This window comes from Halopseudomonas sp. L-58 (assembly GCF_056859475.1).
In genome coordinates, this window is record NZ_JBSXON010000085.1 from 15,967 (window position 1) to 34,711 (window position 18,745).

Here is an 18,745-nt window from a genome sequence, read left to right on the forward strand (position 1 = left end):
GGCGCCAGTATAAGCCGAGCACGTCAGATCGCGCGATTTGGCTGTGTAAAAAGGGCGATGGCTGGGTAATATGAGCGAGCTTAAACCAACAAGAGCACAGTGCCGCCACCTATGCCTGCTTTCAGACGAACACTTCCGATCGCCCTGCTGGGTGCCATTCTCCCGTTACATGCTCAAGCGCTGGATGACGCGCTGTTGCTGGGGGAGGTGAAACTGCCAACGGTACTCAGTGCGACGCGCCTGAAGCAAAGCGCGGCCGAAGTCCCCGGCAGCATGACGGTCATCGACCAGCAACTGATTCGCGCATCCGGAGCCCGTGATGTGCCTGAATTGATGCGCCTGGTCCCAGGCATGATGGTCGGCTACAACAGCGGCAACGTAGTCAACGTCAATTATCACGGCACCAACATCACCGAAGCCCGGCGCATGCAGGTGCTGGTAGACGGTCGCTCTGTCTATCGCTCGGGTCTGGCTACTGTTGACTGGACCGATATCCCGCTGGCTATTGAGGATATCGAGCGCATCGAGGTGTTCCGCGGCCCCAATACCGCGGCCTATGGCGCCAATGCCCTGATGGGCGTAATCAACATCGTGTCCAGCCGACCGGAGTTCGGCCAGGGCAGCCGCATCAAAGTCACGCGCGGCAACCGCGGTGTCAGCGACGTCTACGCCAGCCAGGGCTTCAGTTTTGCCGGATCGCACGCGCGTCTGAGCCTGTTCGGCAAACAGGATGACGGTTTTGACTTTGATGAAGATGGCGCGGACTACCGCGACGGGCGCCGGCTGGATGCCTTAAATCTGCTCGGCACCACCAACCTTAACGCAACCCAGACCCTGACCTGGCAACTCGGCGCCAAGGAAGGCACCAAGCAGCGCGCCAACGATTATTCCGAGATGGCAGAGCCGATAGACTCAAGCTACGAGTTCGACCGGCAGATGTACCTGCAGCAGAGCACCGACTCCGATATTTCAGCCAAAGACTATTTCGTCCAGCTGAACTGGAAAAACGACATCAGCCCGAACCATCAGATTCAGGTCAACACCTACGCCCAGCATATGGAGCGGCTCAGCCAGATGCGGGCGTGCGACTCGCCCATTGTTTTTTCGCCGGAAATGCGTGAGCTCTACCTGATCGGCAATGTCTATACACGGCGCATGAACTACATCCTGCGCAACCGCAACGGCGTATGGGGCATTCGGGAAAATTATAGCGACTGGCTGGTCAATTGGGATGGTCTGGACCCGGCCTATCTGCCGCTGGTCGACAGCATCGTTACGCAGCACAACGCCATCCGCAACGGTCCGCCGACCTGCTTCAACCTGAACGAAAACCTGCGCGAAACCCGCTACGAGGCCGAGGTTCAGAACACCCTGCAGATCAACGACGCCCTGCGAACGGTGTTCGGGGCCAATCTGCGTTACGATCAGGCAAAATCCGAAACCTACTTCGGTGGCAAGATGGAAAACTCGGTTGGCCAGCTGTTCGGTAACCTCGAATATCGTCTGGGCGAGCGCTGGCTTCTGCACGCCGGGGCCATGGCCGAGCAGGATCGACTCAGCGGGTTTTCCTTTTCCCCCCGCCTGGCCGCGCACTACTTTCTCGCACCGGCCCACAGCCTGCGAGCCGTCTACTCTGAGGCAGTGCGCTCACCGGACATGTATGAAAACAACGCTTACTGGACCTATAAGCCCAGCAATCTGACTGGCGCCCCAACCACCGGTGATAGCTACTACGCCCTGGCCAAAGGCCCGGGCGACCTTGAGCAGGAGGAAATGCGCTCTTGGGAGCTGGGGTATAACGGCACATTCCACCGGATCGGTCTGAACGTCGACATCAAGGCGTTTTACGACGAAATCGACAACATGATCAGCCAGCCGCTGCAGGTAGTGAACTTCGAGCCGGATAACAGCAGTTTCGCTCACTTCAGCGGCGTGGAAGCCCAGACAGACTGGCGCCTCACCGGGCAGGACCGCCTGCGCCTGACCTATGCCTATGTCGACTTCTATGCCAGCAATCGCCTTGACCAGCGTCTTACCGCCCGCAACAGCGGGTCAGCTGCCTGGCTGCGCAGCTGGGGTGGCGGCATCGACACCAGCCTCATCTATTATGGGTCAGACATGCTCAATGAGCGCCGCTTCGAGCGTCTTGATGGGCGAATCGGCAAGCGTTTCGATATTGGCCGAACCAGCCTGGAGCTTGCAGCAAACTGGCAGTATCGACTGGACGACGAGGCACTGACCTGGTCAGAGAACCTGTACGACAGCCCCAGTCAGTTTTATCTGACAGCTGACTTCAGGTTTTGAGCAAGCGCTTGGAGCGAACCTACCGATTGACAAGACACGGACTGTCACCATGCTTTTTTGTGCATTCAGGAGCAGGCGAGTGAAACGCTGGCTGGCGGCGCTGCTGGTGTGTTGCCTGCCGGCGCAGGCTACCATTGCCGAGCAGTATGCCGTGATCATGCCCGGCACCTCGGCACTGACTCAGCAGTTCATGGCGTCACTGGGCAATGCCCTGCCCGAAGACCGAATCATCGAGTTGTCAGTAAACGACGCGGTACCGGAAGGTACCGATCTCGTCATCACCATGGGTCGGCAAGGCCTGGAGGCTCGCCTGCAGCAGCCCGACGGGCTGCCTACACTTGCGACCTACGTCACCGCCGAAAGCCTGCTCGCCACAGCCGCAGCAGACAAGCCGATGCACGCCCTGCTGGCCAACCCCAAGCCCGCGCGCCAGGTGGCTCTCGCCAAACTGCTGGTACCCGGTATACGACGCATCGGCATCCTGCTGACCGAGCAAACCCAGGCTGGGCTGCCAGAATGGCGCCAGGCCGCCGCGCAACAGAACACCGACCTGGTAAGCGTCACGGTTGACCCCCAGCAGAATCTGACCCGCAAGCTGGTCGACATCATTACCGACAGCGACATCCTGCTCGGCACCGATGACTCGCTGATCTACAACGCAGACAATCTGAAGACAATCCTGCTGACAAGTTACTCACGCAGCAAGGTGCTGATCGGCCCCAGCGCACCATTCATCGATGCGGGCAGCCTGACCACGACTTACAGCAGCCCCGACGACATGGCGCGCAGCACCGCCTGGCTGATCAAGCAGGGAGTGCCCGGCAGCGGCAGCTCCTACCCAAAACATTTCTCCGTTCTCAGTAATGCCCAGGTAGCACGCTCACTGGGTATCCCACTGCCGGACGACGCCACCCTCGCCCAACGCCTGGCCGAGCTGGAGCACGCGCAATGAGCTTTCTGCAACGTGGAACCATATACAGTCGCCTGATCCTGATAGCGACATTACCCGCCCTGCTGATGGGCGTGGTCGGTTTTACCTTTTTCACCACCGCACGCCTGGACGACGTCAACCGGGAGCTGCAGGTGACCGGTCAGCTGATTGCCGACCAGCTTGCCCCAGCGGCCGAGTACGGTGTGATCAGCGGTAACCTGGATACGCTAGAAAGTATGGTGACGGGCGCACTGAACGTACCGCATGTACGGGAAGTAACGGTCTATGACCGCTCAGGCAAGCAACTGCTCAAACTCAACCGCGACCACAGCGAGGAGACAGAGCTGCAGGTATTTGTCGCCGATATCATGCGCCAGCGCATCCCGCTGCAGAACGACCTGTTCCTGCTTGATGCCCCGGCGGCGTATCAGGACGAACAGCAACGCTACCTGGGTCAGGTACAGGTCAGCCTCAGCAACGCAGCCTTCATCCAGCGCCAGCAAAGCATACTGCTTAAAACCCTCGCCCTTGCCGCACTGGTACTGGCAGCAACTCTGGTGCTGGCCATCCGTCTGGCCAAGGTACTGGCCGACCCGATGGAGCGAATGGGGCACGCCGTCTCGCAACTCCGCAAGGGCAAACTGGACACCCGTCTGGACGTTACCGATGAACACGAGATCGGGCATTTGATGCACAACATCAACAGCCTTGCAGCGACCCTTGAGCGCGCCGAGAGCCAGCAGCAACGGGCCATGCAGGATCTGGTGACCGCCCGCGAGGGAGCCGAAGCAGCCAACCGCGCCAAATCCGAGTTCCTGGCGATGATGAGCCACGAGCTGCGAACCCCCATGAATGGAGTTCTGGGCATGCTGCAGTTATTGGAAACCACCGATCTGAACAGCGAACAGAGCGAGTATGTGCATATCGCCGGCGAGTCGACCGACCATCTGCTCAAGGTGATCAACGACATCCTCGACTTCTCGCGCATTGAGCGCGGCGCGCTGGAACTTGAAGAAATTGCCTTTAACCTGCCCCAACTGATCACGTCATCGATCAATGTCTTCGAACACACCGCGCGCCAGAAAGGCTTGCGCCTGCTCTGCAACCTTACCGGGCACGAGAGCTGCGAGGAAGTCATCGGCGATCCGACACGCATTCGTCAGATTCTGGTCAACCTGGTCGGTAACGCGCTGAAGTTCACCGAACAGGGACAGATTGAAGTCAATGCCAGCTGGCGGATGACCAGCACCAACGAACTGTGGCTGGAGTGTGCGGTAATCGATAGCGGTATCGGCATCTCACCCGACCGTCTGGAAAGCATGTTCGACGCGTTCCAGCAGGCCGACAGCAGCACCTCCCGGCGCTTTGGGGGCACCGGCCTCGGGCTGTCCATCGCCCGTACCTTCGCCCGCAAGATGGGGGGAGACCTCACGGCCAGAAGCCGCGATGGGGAAGGCTCTTCCTTCATGTTCAGCATTCCGCTCAGAACCACCGGGCACGCCACAGGGCAATCGCTGGAACCGGCACTTCCCCGCCAAGCCTTCAATCAACGCCCAGTCCTTCTGGTGGAAGACAACCCGGTCAACCAACTGGTCATCCAAGGCATGCTGAAGCAGACGAATATCCTGTTAGACATCGCCGACACCGGCGAAAGCGCCCTGCGGATGCTTTGCGAACGCCCGGAGCGCTACGCCGCCATCTTGATGGACATTCACCTGCCGGACATCGACGGTCTGGAGGTCTGCCGACGCTATCACGCCCACTGCCGGGCCGAGGGCTGGATGGCTGCACCCTGTGTTGCTCTGACCGCCAGCGCCCTTGATATTGACCGCCGGGACTGCGAAGCCGCCGGCATGCAGGGTTTTCTCAGCAAGCCGATCAGCCGCCCGGCGCTGCTTGGCGCATTGGCCGCCTGGACAGAAACCGACAGCCATCATTCAAGCTGATCGCTTAACATTTCATCAACAATTAAGCGCCCCGGGACGCTGGATTCGACTTGACCAAATCGGGAGACTAGCTAACGCAAACGACTGTCTCATCCCGACACAGACAGCCTGCTCTAATAAACCCAACAAACTCGAGCGTCCAGATCATGTCAACCGTTACCCTTGAATCGCCCTACACAACCCTTCCCGCCCTGATTGCCATTCATGGCAAGGATCGCGCAGAGCATCCCGCGCTGATCGAAGGCGAACAACGGATGACTTATCGGCAGCTGGACGCGGAAGCAAACCGCGTTGCGGCAGCATTGCAGCGCGACGGTGTAGAGCCCGGCGATGCTATCGCCATCTGCGGCAGCAACTCGATCAATTATGCGGTGCTGTTCGTCGGCGCCCTGCGCGCCGGCGTCACCGTCGCCCCGCTGGCGCCTTCATCCACCCCGGAAAGCCTGCTGGGCATGCTCGCCGACTCCGCCGCGAAACTGTATTTCGCCGATGCCAGCGTCCAGAGCGCCATGGCCGGCGTCCGGGATCGCCTCAGCATGCCGCTGATCAGCATGGACAACAGCGGCAGTGAAACGCACTACAGCGACTGGCTGGCAGAAACGGGGGCGGTACCGACCGCGGTAGAGATCACACCAGAGATGACTTTCAACGTCATCTACTCCTCCGGCACCACCGGCGAGCCGAAGGGCATCGTGCAATCCCATGGCATGCGCTGGTCGCACATCCAGCGCGGCTTGCCGTTCGGCTATGGTCCGGACTGCCGCACCCTGATCTCCACCCCGCTGTACTCCAACACCACCCTGGTCTCCTTCCTGCCGAGCATCGGTCTGGGCGGCACCGTTGTGCTGATGGCCAAGTTTGACGCCGAGCGCTACCTGAAACTGGCCGAACAGCACCGCATCACCCACACCATGCTGGTACCGGTTCAATATCAGCGCATCATGGCCCGCCCTGACTTCGACAGCTATGACCTGGACAGCTACGTCATGAAGTTCAGCACCAGCGCCCCCTTCCATGCCGAGCTCAAGGCCGACATTCTCAAGCGCTGGCCGGGCGGCCTGATCGAGTTCTACGGCATGACCGAAGGTGGTGGCTCCTGCATGCTGGCGGCCCACACCTACCCTGACAAGCTTGCCACCGTGGGTATGCCACTCGACGGCCACGACATGCGGGTTATCGATGAAGACGGCGTTGAGCTGCCGCGCGGCGAGATCGGCGAGGTAGTCGGTCACTCGCCAGCGATGATGGCCGGCTACCTGAACAAGCCGGAGAAAACCGCAGAAGCCGAGTGGTACGACAGCACCGGCAAGCGCTTCATCCGCACCGGCGATGTTGGCCGCTTCGACGAAGAAGGTTTTCTGACCCTGATGGATCGCCGCAAGGACATGATCATCAGCGGTGGCTTCAACATTTACCCCAGTGACCTGGAGGCCGAGCTGCGCCAGCATCCGGACCTGCAAGACGTCACCGTGGTCGGCGTCGCCTCAACCAGTTGGGGCGAAACCCCGGTGGCCTACGTCGTGCCCTTTGCCGGTCGTGACGTCGATGCCGAACAAGTGCAAGCCTGGTTCAACGAGCGCGTCGGCAAGACCCAGCGTCTGAACCGCGTCATCATCACCGACGAGCTGCCACGCAGCGCTATCGGCAAGGTACTCAAGCGCGAACTGCGCGACCAGTTCCTGGCCGAGAACGGCGTTCTGGCCTGATCCTTCCTGCTCTCCCGCAGGCGGGTCAGGACACAGAAACTTTGTCCTGACCCGCCTTCGCGGGTATCCTCAACGCCTCATCACACGCAAAACGTGGATGTTGTGACTTTCTTGGCAGGCGCTGAGTCTGAGCTTACGCGAGCAAAAAACGCTCAGCAGCCAACCGAAAGTGCAGTGCAGGCCGGCCTGCAGCGTGCATTAGCTTGACTCAGGTCATGCCAATGGCACAGCGAACGCCTTCAAGCTCATTTATCATGAGTGACCGCGCGCACTTTCGGATGCTTGCTGACACAGAACAAGCCGAATCAATAGTGCCCCGAAGACGGGGACGAGCAGGAGCCTCTATGACACGACAGAATGCGTACACCCGGGAAGAGCTGCTCAAATGCAGCCGTGGCGAGATGTTTGGCCCCGGAAACGCACAACTTCCAGCCCCCAACATGCTGATGATTGACCGTATTACCCACATCAGCGAGACCGGCGGTAAATACGGCAAGGGTGAAATCGTTGCCGAGCTGGATATCACCCCTGACCTGTGGTTTTTCGCCTGCCACTTCGAAGGTGACCCGGTCATGCCCGGTTGCCTCGGTCTCGATGCCATGTGGCAGCTGGTTGGCTTCCACCTTGGCTGGCTGGGCTTCCAGGGTCGCGGTCGCGCACTGGGCTCCGGTGAGGTGAAATTCTTCGGTCAGGTCCTGCCTACCGCCAAGAAAGTGACCTACACCATCCACATCAAGCGCACCATGAACCGTGCCCTGACCCTCGGCATCGCCGATGGCAGCGTTGCCGTCGATGGTCGCGAGATCTACAGCGCAGAAGGTCTGCGTGTGGGTCTGTTCACTTCTACCGATAGTTTCTGAGGATCATCACTATGCGTCGCGTCGTGATTACCGGCATGGGCATCGTTTCCTGCCTGGGCCAGGACCTGGACTCCGTTTCTGCCACTCTGAAAGAGGGCAAATCCGGCATCCGTTTCAATCCCTCGTACGCCGAGATGGGTCTGCGCAGCCACGTTTCCGGCTCCGTGGACATCGACCTTGATGCCGCCATCGACCGCAAGGTCAAGCGCTTCATGGGTGATGCTGCCGCCTACGCCTACCTGTCCATGCAGCAGGCCATCGCCGATGCAGGCCTGGCTGACGATCAGGTGAGCAACGTGCGCACCGGTCTGGTTGCCGGCAGCGGTGGCGCCTCCACTCTGAACCAGATGGAAGCCATCGACATTCTGCGCGAGAAAGGCGTCAAGAAGATCGGGCCCTACCGCGTGCCGCGCACCATGGGCAGCACCGTTTCTGCCTGTCTGGCGACGCCGTTCAAGATCAAGGGCGTCAACTACTCCATCTCCTCTGCCTGCGCCACCAGCGCGCACTGTATCGGCCACGCAGCTGAACTGATCCAGCTGGGCAAGCAGGACATCGTCTTCGCTGGCGGTGGTGAAGAGGAACACTGGTCTCAGACCATGCTGTTCGACGCCATGGGCGCCCTCTCCACTCAGTACAACGAAACGCCCGAAAAGGCGTCCCGCGCCTACGATGCCAACCGTGACGGCTTCGTCATCGCTGGTGGCGGCGGCATGGTCGTTGTTGAGGAGCTGGAACACGCTCTGGCCCGCGGTGCCAAGATCTACGCTGAAGTGGTTGGCTACGGTGCCACCTCCGACGGTTACGACATGGTCGCACCGAGCGGCGAAGGCGCAGTACGCTGCATGCAGCAGGCGCTGGCGACCGTCGAAGGCACTATCGATTACCTGAACACCCACGGCACCTCCACTCCAGTCGGCGACGTTGCCGAACTGAAGGCGATCCGTGAGGTATTTGGCGATAAGGCACCCAAGATCAGCTCCACCAAGAGCCTGTCGGGTCACTCGCTGGGGGCTGCCGGCGTACAGGAAGCGATCTATTGCATGCTGATGCTGCGAGACAACTTCCTGACCGCCTCGGCCAACATCGAGGAACTGGACGAAAACGCCGGCGATCTGCCGATTCTGCGTGAGCGTCTGGATCAAGCCGTTGATCTGATCATGTCCAACAGCTTTGGTTTCGGTGGTACCAACGCCACCCTGATTCTCAAGCGCTGGAACGACGCGTGATCCTGATCCGCTGAAAAAGAGCCGCAGCTTTCGCTGCGGTTTTTTTTGCCCACCGATCAGGCATCCTGCCCCACCTTCTGCACCACAACCACGCACGCTGCGCAGCCAGGAGCGGCACAATACCCCACTGCACGCATTATCCAGGCACTGGCTTGGTTTTTGCTTGCCCCTTGCATGATGGCAGAGTGATACAAACCGCCGACAAGGAGTACGTATGGGGATCTTCAATATCGCCCGCTACAACCGCGAGTCAGGCAGCAGCACAGATGCACTGTTCAAGGATATGAATCTCGCTGCCGAGCTGCCGCAGCAGTACGGCCCGCTAGCACACCTCAACACATTTGCCCGGGAACTCCAGAAACGCATCACCCTGAGTCTGCATGCCGCGGTGGGTATTGCTGCACACGCCCCCGAGTTGGCGCGCATCGCCGCGGACAGCCGTGCCCACGGCGAGCAGCTGGCCCAGTCTTCAGAGGAGATTGCCAGCGCCACCGAACAGGTCAGTACCACCCTGGACTCTGAGCTGGTTCCCGGAGCAACTGCGGTTTCACAACTGTCCAGCGAAGTCAGCACACAATTGCGACAGTGCGAGCAGGACAGCAGTAATGTTCTCAGCCAGGTCGATACCATTAATGGCTGCGAGAGCGAGCTGACCGCCCAGATCGGTGAAATCGGCAAACAACTGGAAGAAATCACCCAGGTCATCGGCATGATTGCCAACATCTCCCAGCAAACCAACCTGCTGGCACTCAATGCCGCCATTGAAGCGGCCCGGGCTGGTGAACAGGGACGCGGCTTTGCCGTGGTCGCCGATGAGGTCCGAACACTCGCTGGCAAGACCACCGCTGCGACCGACAAGGTGGCCGAGATCATCGATAACTTCCGCTCCGGCATGCAAAGCCTTAACAATGCCAGCGCCCAGATGCAGGCAGCGGTCGCCAACGGCCGCGAACGCATCATCAGCATGGATCGCAGCCTGAGCGAAGCGACCTCAGCCATGGGGCAGCTGGATCAGCGTATCGCCAGCATTGCCAGCGGTGCAGAGCAAATCGGCGCTGCGGTGCGTTCGGTGAGCCAGGATGTGCAGAGTGTTGCCGGGGTGGCCAGCGCGATGATGCAAAAAGCCTCCTCGGTACTGGAGCACAGTGAGGCAGTGCGCAGTGAGGGCGACCGGCTACTGGAAGGTCTCGGCGGCTTCCAGCTTGGTGTTCATCAGGTGATCCGCCAACGCGTCACCGAAATGGCCGCCAGCGCCGAGCTGGCCCGTGGCGGTGCCAGCGCAGAGCAAGCCATGCGGCGCTGGATTGATCAGGACGGTCGATTTGAGCTGCTGTATCTGGTTGGCGCAGATGGTGTGCAGGTCAGCGAGAACATTCTGAGTGCCGACCTGCAAGACGGCAGCCGCAGCAGTGCACGGGGTAAAAACTGGTCAAACCGCCCGTGGTTTTCAAACGTACGCGATACGCTTTCGCCGTTTATCAGCGACGTTTACCGCTCCGCCGCTACCGATGGCTTCTGCTTTACCCTGTCGGCGCCGGTGCTGGATGAACGCGGACAGCTGCGATACGTTCTGGGGGCCGATATCCGCCTTTCTGCGCTGCTCCAGGAAGGACACTCGCCGCAGGCGCATGGCAGAGTAAACGCGCCTGAAACGCATCCAGTCTGGGCGTAGAAACCAATAAGCCATAGCCGGGCAGCCGCGACAAGGCTGCCCGGCCTGCACTCAGAAGCGGTAATTCATACCCACTTCAAACGAGCGCTCGGGGCCGACATAGATACCCTGACGCAAGCCGGTAATGTAGCGCTTGTCGGTCAGATTCTTAACCGCACCCTGCAGACGCAGATGATCGTTCACCTGATACTGAGCCAGCAGGTCGTACAGGGTATAGGAGCGAATCTGACCACCCCAAATACCACCCTCGGCGCCAGACGGAATATCCTTGCGATTGCCGGCATCACCAAACTGCTCGCCCCGATAATGCACATTGAGCGCACCACTGAAGCGACCATCGGTGTAATTAAGCCCAGCGTTGGCCAGGTATTCCGGCGCATAAGGCAGACGGTTACCTTTGTTGTCACCAGAGCGGAATTCGGACTCGGGCACCCAGGTCAGGTTGGTATCGATACTGAAGCCACCACCCAGCTCAACGCTCAACGCAGCTTCAAGACCGTAATGCAGTGTCTTGCCTGCATTGGACTGCGACAGGTTCGGATCACTGTTGCCCGTTACGACCTGATTATCGAAGTTCATGTAGAACGCAGTGACGTCGTAAGTGTAGGCACCATTGCTGCCACGCAGACCAAACTCATAGTTGTCTGAACGCTCACCGTCGAGCTTCTGATCTACCAGGCCGTCCAGTGCAACGCCGTTGGATGCAGGAGAGAACGCGCGGTAGGCACCACCGTAAAGCTGGGCAGCGGGCATCAACTGATAGGTAAAGCCGATTCCGGGCAGCCACTCGGTGTTGGAGGTGGTTTCAGATGCACCGTTATCGGTAAGCACCTTGCGCTTCTGCTCGTAGGACTCAACGCGCAGACCGGGCGTAATGGCCAAGCGCTCGCTGAGCACAAAGCGGTTTTGCACATAGGCGGCAACGCTCTCAGCACTATCCTCCAGATGACGGTCGTTGATACCGGTACGATCCTGATCGCGCGTGGCCCGGATACGCTTGCCATCCGACTCTTCCTGCATAAAACGCAAGCCAAACTCGGCCTCGCTCATCAAGCCGAATAGATTGTGATCCAGCATCAGCCGCGTTTCTGCACCCAGGCGCTCAAAGCTGCGATTGTTTCCAGTCAGCGAATCGGTATAAACCCAGCGACCAGCCGCATTGGAGGCCGCGGTATCTACCGAGTAACGCCAATAATCACGTGTCATCTCGCTCCAGTAGACCAGCGTCTGAAGAGTCGCCTGGTCGGACAGGAACCATTCGTGGTTGATATCAAAGGCACGGCGGTCAGTCAGAAAGTAATCGTCCGGTGCAGGATTGTATGTACGACCATCCCTGTAGTCCTGCAGGAACATTCCGCGATAGGAGATATTCGCGTCGTTCTCGTACCATGAGAATTTGACGCCGAGGTTCTGGTTCTCGCCAATCGCGCTACCGGCCTTCAGCATCAGATCGGTCATATCGTAGTCGCGGTCAAGAAAACCGTCGCTGCGCGCCTTAGTTGCGACCAGACCTGCGTAGGCATCGCCTGACAGGATGCGACCACCGGCTTCGAGGGTAGCCTCACGAGTGTTGAACGACCCGATACGGGTGGACACTGCAACACCCTCAGGTGTTTTGGTCTTGTAGTTGATCACCCCGCCGATCGTCGAGGGGCCGTAGCGCAGGGACGACGATCCCTTGAGCACCTCAACACCTTCCATGCGCTGAATACGGGGATTGTAGTAGCGGTCATTTCCGATGAACAGGCCGGGCGCAACCGGAACACCGTCTTCCAGCACCAATGACTTGGACTCGCTGGCCGACAATCCGCGAATACCGATATTGCTGACCACTGCAGACTCTTCCTCGGTCTTGACATTAATCCCGGGAATGCGACGCAGCACATCCTCTGTCGAACTCGGCTGCAGACGTTCAATTTCTTCCCGAGTAATAACCACGACGGCGCCGGTCTGGCGTGAACGGTCGTCTTCACCGTAACCGACAACATCGATTGCAGGAAGGGTCAGCGTAGTTTCAGAGTCGGCAAGGGCATTGGCCGGCAGGGCTGCAGCGACTACGGCAATCGCCACCAGGTCGCGCGCAAAAAACGGTGTTGTTTTCATGTGTGTTCCTGTTACTGAAATAGAATCTCCCCTCCCGGAGAGCACGAAACTGCACTATCCAAAGGCAAGGGCAGCACCAATCTCGGCCAGCAATCTAAATGCAAATGATAAATATTGTAAATTAGATAAATTGTTTAATTATATTTCGGTAGCGAAACATACTGCGCAAGGGAATAAACTGCAGGCGCGGCGCACCGCCCCGCCGGATCAGGCTGGCAGCACAACTGCAAGAGAGGTAGAGCGCCACATACCCGTTATGACATACACAGGTGCAGCAAAGGATCAGAGCTGGTCGTCGCTGCGACGACCAGCGTCAGCACAATACGATGACCTCAAGCGGTCAGGCAGGCTCCGTTGATTGACGAGCACTCACGCGCCGGGCCATCAGAGCCATCAGCACGGTCAGCCCCCCGCAGACCGCCATCACCCCCGCCATCGGCATGGCGCTGTCGTCGTGCAGCACCCCGACCAGCGCCGAGGTGATACCGGCGATGATGAACTGCATGGTGCCCATCAGCGCCGAGGCTACACCGGCCTGATGGCCGTGTCCCGCCAACGCGCAGGCAGACGCATTCGGCAGCAACAGGGCGATAACACCAACACTGGCGTACAGGGGTGGCATGAACAGCCACAGGCTATCCACATCAAGCCAGGCAACCAGCAGCAGCGTCCAGGTTGCCAGCATGTAGACAGCGGCGATGCGCCTGATCAGTTGCAGCTGGGTCCAGCGGCGTAACATGCGGCTATTGAGCTGTGCCGACAAAATAAAGCAGGTCGCTACACTGCCAAACAACCAGGCGAAGCTGTCTGCCGGAACCTGAAACAGCTCCATGAACACATAAGGCGAACCGGCGATGTAGGCAAACATGCCCGCCATCGCGACCCCGCCGGTCAGCGCATGAAACATGAACAGAGGCTCGCGAAGCAGCTCCAGGTAGCGTCCAAGCGACGTTCTCAGCGGCGGTGGCGTCAGATGCTGCGGCAGGGTTTCCGGCAGGAAGAAATACACCGCCAGGGCAAAGATGGCGGAAAACGCGGCCAGAAACAGGAAGATGCTCGACCAGCCGGCGAAAATCAGCAAGGTGCTGCCCAGCATCGGCGCTAGAATCGGCGCCACCCCCATGATCAGCATCAACTGGGAAAACGCCTTGGCTGCATCAATTGGCGCACACAGATCGCGCACCACTGCCCGGTTGACCACCATGCCCGCACAGCCACCCAACGCCTGAGCGAAACGCGCGGCAAGCAGCCATTCCAGAGTCGGGGCGAACGCACACGCCAGCGAGGCGAGGCAAAACAGGCCGATACCGAACAGCAGCGGCCCCCGGCGCCCATACAGGTCAGCTAGCGGACCATAAACCAGTTGCCCACTGGCCAGCCCGAGGAAATAGACCGACAGGCTCAACTGAACCTGCTCGGGGTCTGCCGCCAATGCGGCGCCAATGGCCGGAAAGGCAGGCAGATACATGTCGATGGCAAGCGGGCCAAAGGCACTCAGGCCACCCAGAATGAGCAGGATGTAAAACGGCATGAAACGGATATCCGTGGTAGCAATCGCCGTGCAACAGCGCACTGGTGCCATTGCAGAGACAGTCAGGGTCAGTCAGCAGACCGACATGATGCCAGAGTATGCCGCCTACTGCCCTGCCGTGTCGCTGTCACAGACTGCCTGGTGGTACCGAAACGATCGGCGCTCGCCTGCTCAGTCTTCGTGCAAGCGTGCGTTCAGCTCATCAACCAAAGGTGCCCACTCGGCGTCTTCGCGCATCTGCTGGCTGAGAAAGGCCGACTGTGAGGGTGTCCAGAACGGCGCATCAACCAAGCGGGTATCGTGCGCCAGTGAATGACTGGCAAAAAAGGCATCGATGCTCTCTGCATCCGACGCCAAACCGAGCTGCTCAAACAAGGTGCCGAGGTCTTTCTGGTGCAGTTCCATAATGATTCTCCCTGCTGGGGTTGAACTCAGATCCTGTTTACACAGAGTAGCCCGTTTTGCTCAAGTTCCTTGCCCTGATGCCGGATCGTAACGATCAGCAGCAGCCTGCAGCCAGGCCTCCAGGTCCCTGCGACGCACCTTTTGCCGTTTCGCATCATTCAGACAGGCCAGCATGTAGTCGCGTCGGGCCGGGTCCTCGCCTGCCATCGACAGGGCCAGATCGCGATCGGTCCAGCGGCGAATGCGCACAAACAGCCACCAGTGAAAATACAGACCACTCAGGGTCGCGATCGCAATAATCAGATAATCCATGACTCCCGCCCTTGTATGCTTCTCAGCGCAAGCATGGCACAGTCACTCAGCTGCGGGTACCGCTGCGGCACTGGGTCGCGGCCGGTAGAACATCACCAGATTGCCGAACAGGATCAGCACCAGACCGATCACCGCCATGCCGGACCACTGGTAGCCCTCAAACACGGTTGACAGGCCCAGCGCAATCAGGGGAAACAGCACCGTTGCGTAGGCAGCCGCTCCGGCACCAATACGCCCAACCAGCGCAAAGTAGGCGGCAAAGCCGATAATCGAGCCGACGATCGCCAGATACAGCAGCGAGCCAATGTAGGTCGGACTCCAATCGACTGTGAAAGCGTCACCGCGCAACAGCGCCAGCAGCAGCATCGCCGACGCGCCGTACCCCATCGCATAGGCATTGGTGGAGAGGATATCCAGCCCCCGGCGTTGATGACGCACGCTGATCATGTTGCCGAGTGAAAAGCCATAGGTGCCCAGCAGGCTCAGGCCGATGCCGGTCAACACCAGCGCGCTGAGATGGGCCGAACGCAGGTCGTGCCAAAACAAACAGACAATGCCGACCAGCCCCAGAAGGTTGGCCCAGAGCAAACGCCGCCCCAGGCGCAGACCGAAAAACAGCGCGCTGTTGGCAGCATTGAACAGGGTCGCCAGCGAAAACAGCACCGACTCCAGACCGCTGTTGATATAGGCATTGGCCGAATAGAAACAGTAAAAGTTCAGCCCGAACACGCACACACCCTGCAGCATGCAGAACAGATGATCACGCCCGCCGATGCGCCGCAGCCTGCCCAGGAGCGACAGCACCACCAGCATCAGCGCAGCCGCCAGCGCAAAGCGATAGAACACCGACACCAACGGCGCAACCGTGCCGGTCTGCATGGAGATGGCGATCCAGGTGGTACCCCAGATCAGGACGGTAGCGGCATACAGCAATACATTCATGATGCTGTCTCTGGTAATGGCGGCCCAGTATCGGCCCTGCGCGCTGCGCCGGCTTGCGCGGTCTTGCTGGCGACTTGCACAATCCTGCGCTTATTTGCCGGCCGGCGCGCTGCCCGCTTGGCGCAGCGCACCGGCCCGCATACCATGGACAGCAGGTCACGGCGCACGGAGCAACCATGTCAGACGAACGCTTTCAGGTATTCGACAGCCTGCAGCGGCACAACACCCGGCTGCGGGACAGCACGCGGCTGGGCAATGGCGTCGGGCTGGCCTCCTGGTACAACGAGCAGGACCTGATCGACCTGGAAAACGCCGATCACCACACCCTCAGCCTGTATATCGCCGATGGCTACCAGTCCTACTTCAAAAGCACCGACGGCTGGCACAACGGCGGCGGACCAGATCGGCTGTGCCTGATGCCCCGGCAGTACGCATCCACCTGGAATATCCGCGGACCGCTGTCGTTCGTTCACCTGTATTTCACCGACGCTCACCTGCGCCAGCTGGCAGAACAGACCTGGGATCGCAGCCCGCTGGAGCTGAGCGTCAACGAGCAGCTGTTTGCAGACGACCCGCAGATCGCCCTGCTCTACCGCCATTTTCTGCTGACCAGCAACTGGCACGACCGCAGCGACAGTCTGACCCTCAGCAGCGCCAGCAATCTGCTGCTCAATCACGTGCTCAAACACTACACCCAGGTCAGCTGGCAGGCCCCCGCCATCAAGGGCGGGCTTGCGCCGACGCAGGTACGGCATATACGCGACTACATCGACAGCCATCTGGATCAGCCACTGCAACTGGCCGACCTGGCCACCCAGTGCCAGCTCAGCGAATACCACTTCGCGCGGATGTTCAAACAGAGTATTGGCCTGCCTCCGCACCGCTACGTGCAGCAGCAGCGTCTGGCAAAGGCGCAACAGTTGCTGCGTTACAGCAGCGCCAGCCTGCTGCAGGTCGCACTGCGCTGCGGCTTCAGTTCAGCAGCCCACTTCAGCAATCGCTTCCGTCAGCAGACCGGTATCAGCCCGTCGCAGTACCGCAGCCAGTGGCAACAAGGCCACTAGGCACAGGAGGCATCAGGTTGCGCGGCGCACCAATGTCAGCATCCCTGCGGCCGCAGCAAACAACCCGGCAAAGGTGCGATTGAGCAGCCGCTGCTGACGTGGTGAGCGCAACAGGCGCAGCACCCTCGCCGCCAGCCCCGTGTAACCCGCCATGACGATCAGGTCGACGGTAATCATGGTCAGCCCCATGATCAGATACTGACTAAGCAGCGGCCGGGAGACATCCAGAAATTGCGGCAGCACGGCCAGCATGAAGACCACCGCCTTGGGATTGCTGACATTGATCAGCAAGCCCCTGAACACCAGCGCCAACGGTTGCCCCAGCGCACGCGGAGCCTGCGTCTCGTCCACCTGCATGGTCGGCGCTCGCCACTGGCGCCAGGCCAGATGCAGCAGATACAACACCCCGAACCACTTGATCAGCGTGAATGCCAGCGCAGATGCAGCCAGCACCGCACCGACGCCCGCCGCCACCACCGCAATCTGCACCACCAGCCCCAACTGCAAACCGAGCGCAGTCCAGTAACCACGGGCAAAACCGTAATTCAGACCGCTGGACATTGAGGCAATGGCACCAGCGCCCGGTGACAGGCTGATGATCCAGCATGCAACAAAGAACGCCAGCCAGGTTTCGATCGACATCGAACGGCTCCAGAGAAATTCAGGTAAGCGGCAATGCTAGCAAAACCACCGGAGGCCGGCGCGATACAGCTGGCAGCAAAATCAGCCCTGAGCTGTACTGCGGCCCACCACCGCCAGAGGAACCACCCGCGCCTCGCGCTGAGCCAGATAACGGGTGCAGCTCACCCGCAGGAAAGACGCAAAATTCACCACCTCACCGCGCAGCTCCATCACCTCGTCATACAGCTTGGTGATCAGCTGATTGGTGGTCATGTCGTCCACCTCGGCGATCTCCTGCAGAATGTCCCAGAACTGGTTCTCCAGTCGCAAGGTGGTAACCACACCGCGAATACGCAGCGAACGCGAGCGCGACTCATACAGAATCGGGTCCGCCTTTACGTAGAGTTCACACATGCAGCTCTCCTCTGCAGGGGCTGACCGCAGCCAGCCCCCGGCAGCAATCAGAGTTCGATTCGGGCGCCCAGCAACTTCACGAACGCGGCCAGCCAGCGCGGATGCGACGGCCAGGCCGGCGCAGTCACCAGATTGCCCTGAACATGGGCCTGATCGGCAGCGATATCGATATAGGTACCGCCCGCCAGACGCACGTCCGGCCCGCATGCAGGATACGCACTGCACTCACGCCCTTCCAGCACACCGGCCGCTGCCAGCAGCTGTGCACCATGGCAGACCGCAGCGATCGGCTTGTTGGCCGCATTGAACGCCCGCACCAGCGCAATCACATCGGCGTTCAGCCGCAGATACTCCGGCGCCCGACCGCCCGGAATCACCAGCCCCACATAGTCATCGGCCTTAACAGCGGCAAAATCATGGGTCAGGGCAAACAGGTGACCCGGCTTCTCGGTGTAGGTCTGATCACCCTCAAAGTCGTGAATCGCAGTCTTGACCGTCTGACCAGCGGTCTTGTCCGGGCACACCGCATGCACCTCATAGCCCAGCATGCTCAGCGCCTGAAACGGCACCATGGTTTCGTAGTCTTCGGTAAAGTCGCCGGCCAGCAGCAGAATCTTCTTGGTGGACATCACTGTTCCTCCTTGCGGGTGTTTGAGCGCCCATCATGCGCCCTTGTTCGCGCCGACGGGTAACAGCGGGGTACTA

Annotated in this window: 16 protein-coding genes; 8 read left to right on the top strand and 8 right to left on the bottom strand. The window is 59.9% G+C overall.

Annotated elements, in window-relative coordinates; all coding sequences use genetic code 11:
* The first annotated feature begins 111 nt into the window (after positions 1-111).
* From AC13EY_RS16810 to AC13EY_RS16840, 7 genes are all read left to right on the top strand, one after another.
* Complete coding sequence (locus AC13EY_RS16810) at positions 112-2,304, top strand: TonB-dependent receptor plug domain-containing protein (protein ID WP_233049463.1); 2,193 nt, start codon at positions 112-114, stop codon at positions 2,302-2,304.
* Between the two features lie 79 nt (positions 2,305-2,383).
* Entirely contained in the window at positions 2,384-3,256 is an 873-nt protein-coding gene (locus tag AC13EY_RS16815; RefSeq protein WP_088275267.1) for a hypothetical protein, read from the top strand.
* Positions 3,253-5,181 (top strand): ATP-binding protein, encoded by a 1,929-nt coding sequence (locus AC13EY_RS16820; protein WP_233049462.1) that lies wholly within the window; start codon positions 3,253-3,255, stop codon positions 5,179-5,181. Before AC13EY_RS16815 ends, AC13EY_RS16820 begins: the two co-directional genes overlap by 4 nt.
* 146 nt (positions 5,182-5,327) lie before the next feature.
* The gene (locus AC13EY_RS16825; RefSeq protein ID WP_233049461.1) at positions 5,328-6,887 is read left to right on the top strand and encodes a class I adenylate-forming enzyme family protein; all 1,560 of its coding nucleotides are present in this window, start codon (positions 5,328-5,330) and stop codon (positions 6,885-6,887) included.
* A 344-nt stretch (positions 6,888-7,231) separates the two neighbouring features.
* On the top strand, positions 7,232-7,747 hold the full coding sequence (gene fabA, locus AC13EY_RS16830) for a 3-hydroxyacyl-[acyl-carrier-protein] dehydratase FabA (protein ID WP_088275273.1): 516 nt from the start codon (positions 7,232-7,234) through the stop codon (positions 7,745-7,747).
* Positions 7,748-7,758: 11 nt separating this feature from the next.
* Complete coding sequence (gene fabB, locus AC13EY_RS16835; RefSeq protein WP_233049460.1) at positions 7,759-8,976, top strand: beta-ketoacyl-ACP synthase I; 1,218 nt, start codon at positions 7,759-7,761, stop codon at positions 8,974-8,976.
* A 214-nt stretch (positions 8,977-9,190) separates the two neighbouring features.
* Positions 9,191-10,648 carry a methyl-accepting chemotaxis protein gene (locus AC13EY_RS16840; RefSeq protein WP_335600853.1) on the top strand — a complete coding sequence of 486 codons (1,458 nt, stop codon included), beginning with the start codon at positions 9,191-9,193 and terminating at the stop codon, positions 10,646-10,648.
* A 51-nt stretch (positions 10,649-10,699) separates the two neighbouring features.
* Here the strand turns inward: AC13EY_RS16840 and AC13EY_RS16845 are convergent, their stop codons facing one another.
* The 5 genes from AC13EY_RS16845 to AC13EY_RS16865 all read right to left on the bottom strand — a co-directional run bounded on the left by AC13EY_RS16845 (position 10,700) and on the right by AC13EY_RS16865 (position 15,941).
* Entirely contained in the window at positions 10,700-12,751 is a 2,052-nt protein-coding gene (locus tag AC13EY_RS16845) for a TonB-dependent receptor family protein (protein ID WP_482876876.1), read from the bottom strand.
* A gap of 340 nt (positions 12,752-13,091) precedes the next feature.
* Positions 13,092-14,282 carry a multidrug effflux MFS transporter gene (locus tag AC13EY_RS16850; protein WP_482876878.1) on the bottom strand — a complete coding sequence of 397 codons (1,191 nt, stop codon included), beginning with the start codon at positions 14,280-14,282 and terminating at the stop codon, positions 13,092-13,094.
* 171 nt (positions 14,283-14,453) lie between these two features.
* A complete protein-coding gene (locus tag AC13EY_RS16855; RefSeq protein ID WP_088275423.1) occupies positions 14,454-14,687 on the bottom strand; it encodes a DUF2789 domain-containing protein in 234 nt (77 codons plus the stop codon).
* 60 nt (positions 14,688-14,747) lie between these two features.
* Positions 14,748-14,999 (bottom strand): hypothetical protein, encoded by a 252-nt coding sequence (locus AC13EY_RS16860; protein WP_088275283.1) that lies wholly within the window; start codon positions 14,997-14,999, stop codon positions 14,748-14,750.
* A 42-nt stretch (positions 15,000-15,041) separates the two neighbouring features.
* Positions 15,042-15,941: a DMT family transporter gene (locus AC13EY_RS16865; protein ID WP_482876880.1), complete on the bottom strand. Its 900-nt coding sequence runs from the start codon at positions 15,939-15,941 to the stop codon at positions 15,042-15,044.
* Between the two features lie 176 nt (positions 15,942-16,117).
* On the opposite strand from AC13EY_RS16865, the gene AC13EY_RS16870 reads away from it, so the two are divergent.
* A complete protein-coding gene (locus tag AC13EY_RS16870; RefSeq protein WP_482876882.1) occupies positions 16,118-17,005 on the top strand; it encodes a helix-turn-helix domain-containing protein in 888 nt (295 codons plus the stop codon).
* A gap of 12 nt (positions 17,006-17,017) precedes the next feature.
* On the opposite strand, the gene AC13EY_RS16875 is transcribed toward AC13EY_RS16870, so the two are convergent.
* The 3 genes from AC13EY_RS16875 to AC13EY_RS16885 all read right to left on the bottom strand — a co-directional run bounded on the left by AC13EY_RS16875 (position 17,018) and on the right by AC13EY_RS16885 (position 18,669).
* Positions 17,018-17,647: a LysE family transporter gene (locus tag AC13EY_RS16875; RefSeq protein WP_464383136.1), complete on the bottom strand. Its 630-nt coding sequence runs from the start codon at positions 17,645-17,647 to the stop codon at positions 17,018-17,020.
* An 81-nt stretch (positions 17,648-17,728) separates the two neighbouring features.
* Positions 17,729-18,040, bottom strand: a complete 312-nt coding sequence (locus AC13EY_RS16880) for a ribbon-helix-helix domain-containing protein (protein ID WP_088275291.1) — start codon at positions 18,038-18,040, stop codon at positions 17,729-17,731.
* A gap of 47 nt (positions 18,041-18,087) precedes the next feature.
* Positions 18,088-18,669 (bottom strand): DJ-1/PfpI family protein, encoded by a 582-nt coding sequence (locus tag AC13EY_RS16885; RefSeq protein WP_228246244.1) that lies wholly within the window; start codon positions 18,667-18,669, stop codon positions 18,088-18,090.
* Between the last annotated feature and the right edge of the window lie 76 nt (positions 18,670-18,745).

Coding starts and splice junctions, on each gene's coding strand:
- AC13EY_RS16820 (WP_233049462.1), top strand. CDS start 3,253: ATGAGCTTTCTGCAACGTGGAACCATATACAGTCGCCTGATCCTGATA.
- AC13EY_RS16810 (WP_233049463.1), top strand. CDS start 112: ATGCCTGCTTTCAGACGAACACTTCCGATCGCCCTGCTGGGTGCCATT.
- AC13EY_RS16875 (WP_464383136.1), bottom strand. CDS start 17,647: ATGTCGATCGAAACCTGGCTGGCGTTCTTTGTTGCATGCTGGATCATC.
- fabB (WP_233049460.1), top strand. CDS start 7,759: ATGCGTCGCGTCGTGATTACCGGCATGGGCATCGTTTCCTGCCTGGGC.
- AC13EY_RS16885 (WP_228246244.1), bottom strand. CDS start 18,669: ATGTCCACCAAGAAGATTCTGCTGCTGGCCGGCGACTTTACCGAAGAC.
- AC13EY_RS16840 (WP_335600853.1), top strand. CDS start 9,191: ATGGGGATCTTCAATATCGCCCGCTACAACCGCGAGTCAGGCAGCAGC.
- AC13EY_RS16870 (WP_482876882.1), top strand. CDS start 16,118: ATGTCAGACGAACGCTTTCAGGTATTCGACAGCCTGCAGCGGCACAAC.
- AC13EY_RS16845 (WP_482876876.1), bottom strand. CDS start 12,751: ATGAAAACAACACCGTTTTTTGCGCGCGACCTGGTGGCGATTGCCGTA.
- AC13EY_RS16855 (WP_088275423.1), bottom strand. CDS start 14,687: ATGGAACTGCACCAGAAAGACCTCGGCACCTTGTTTGAGCAGCTCGGT.
- AC13EY_RS16880 (WP_088275291.1), bottom strand. CDS start 18,040: ATGTGTGAACTCTACGTAAAGGCGGACCCGATTCTGTATGAGTCGCGC.
- AC13EY_RS16850 (WP_482876878.1), bottom strand. CDS start 14,282: ATGCCGTTTTACATCCTGCTCATTCTGGGTGGCCTGAGTGCCTTTGGC.
- AC13EY_RS16825 (WP_233049461.1), top strand. CDS start 5,328: ATGTCAACCGTTACCCTTGAATCGCCCTACACAACCCTTCCCGCCCTG.
- AC13EY_RS16860 (WP_088275283.1), bottom strand. CDS start 14,999: ATGGATTATCTGATTATTGCGATCGCGACCCTGAGTGGTCTGTATTTT.
- fabA (WP_088275273.1), top strand. CDS start 7,232: ATGACACGACAGAATGCGTACACCCGGGAAGAGCTGCTCAAATGCAGC.
- AC13EY_RS16865 (WP_482876880.1), bottom strand. CDS start 15,941: ATGAATGTATTGCTGTATGCCGCTACCGTCCTGATCTGGGGTACCACC.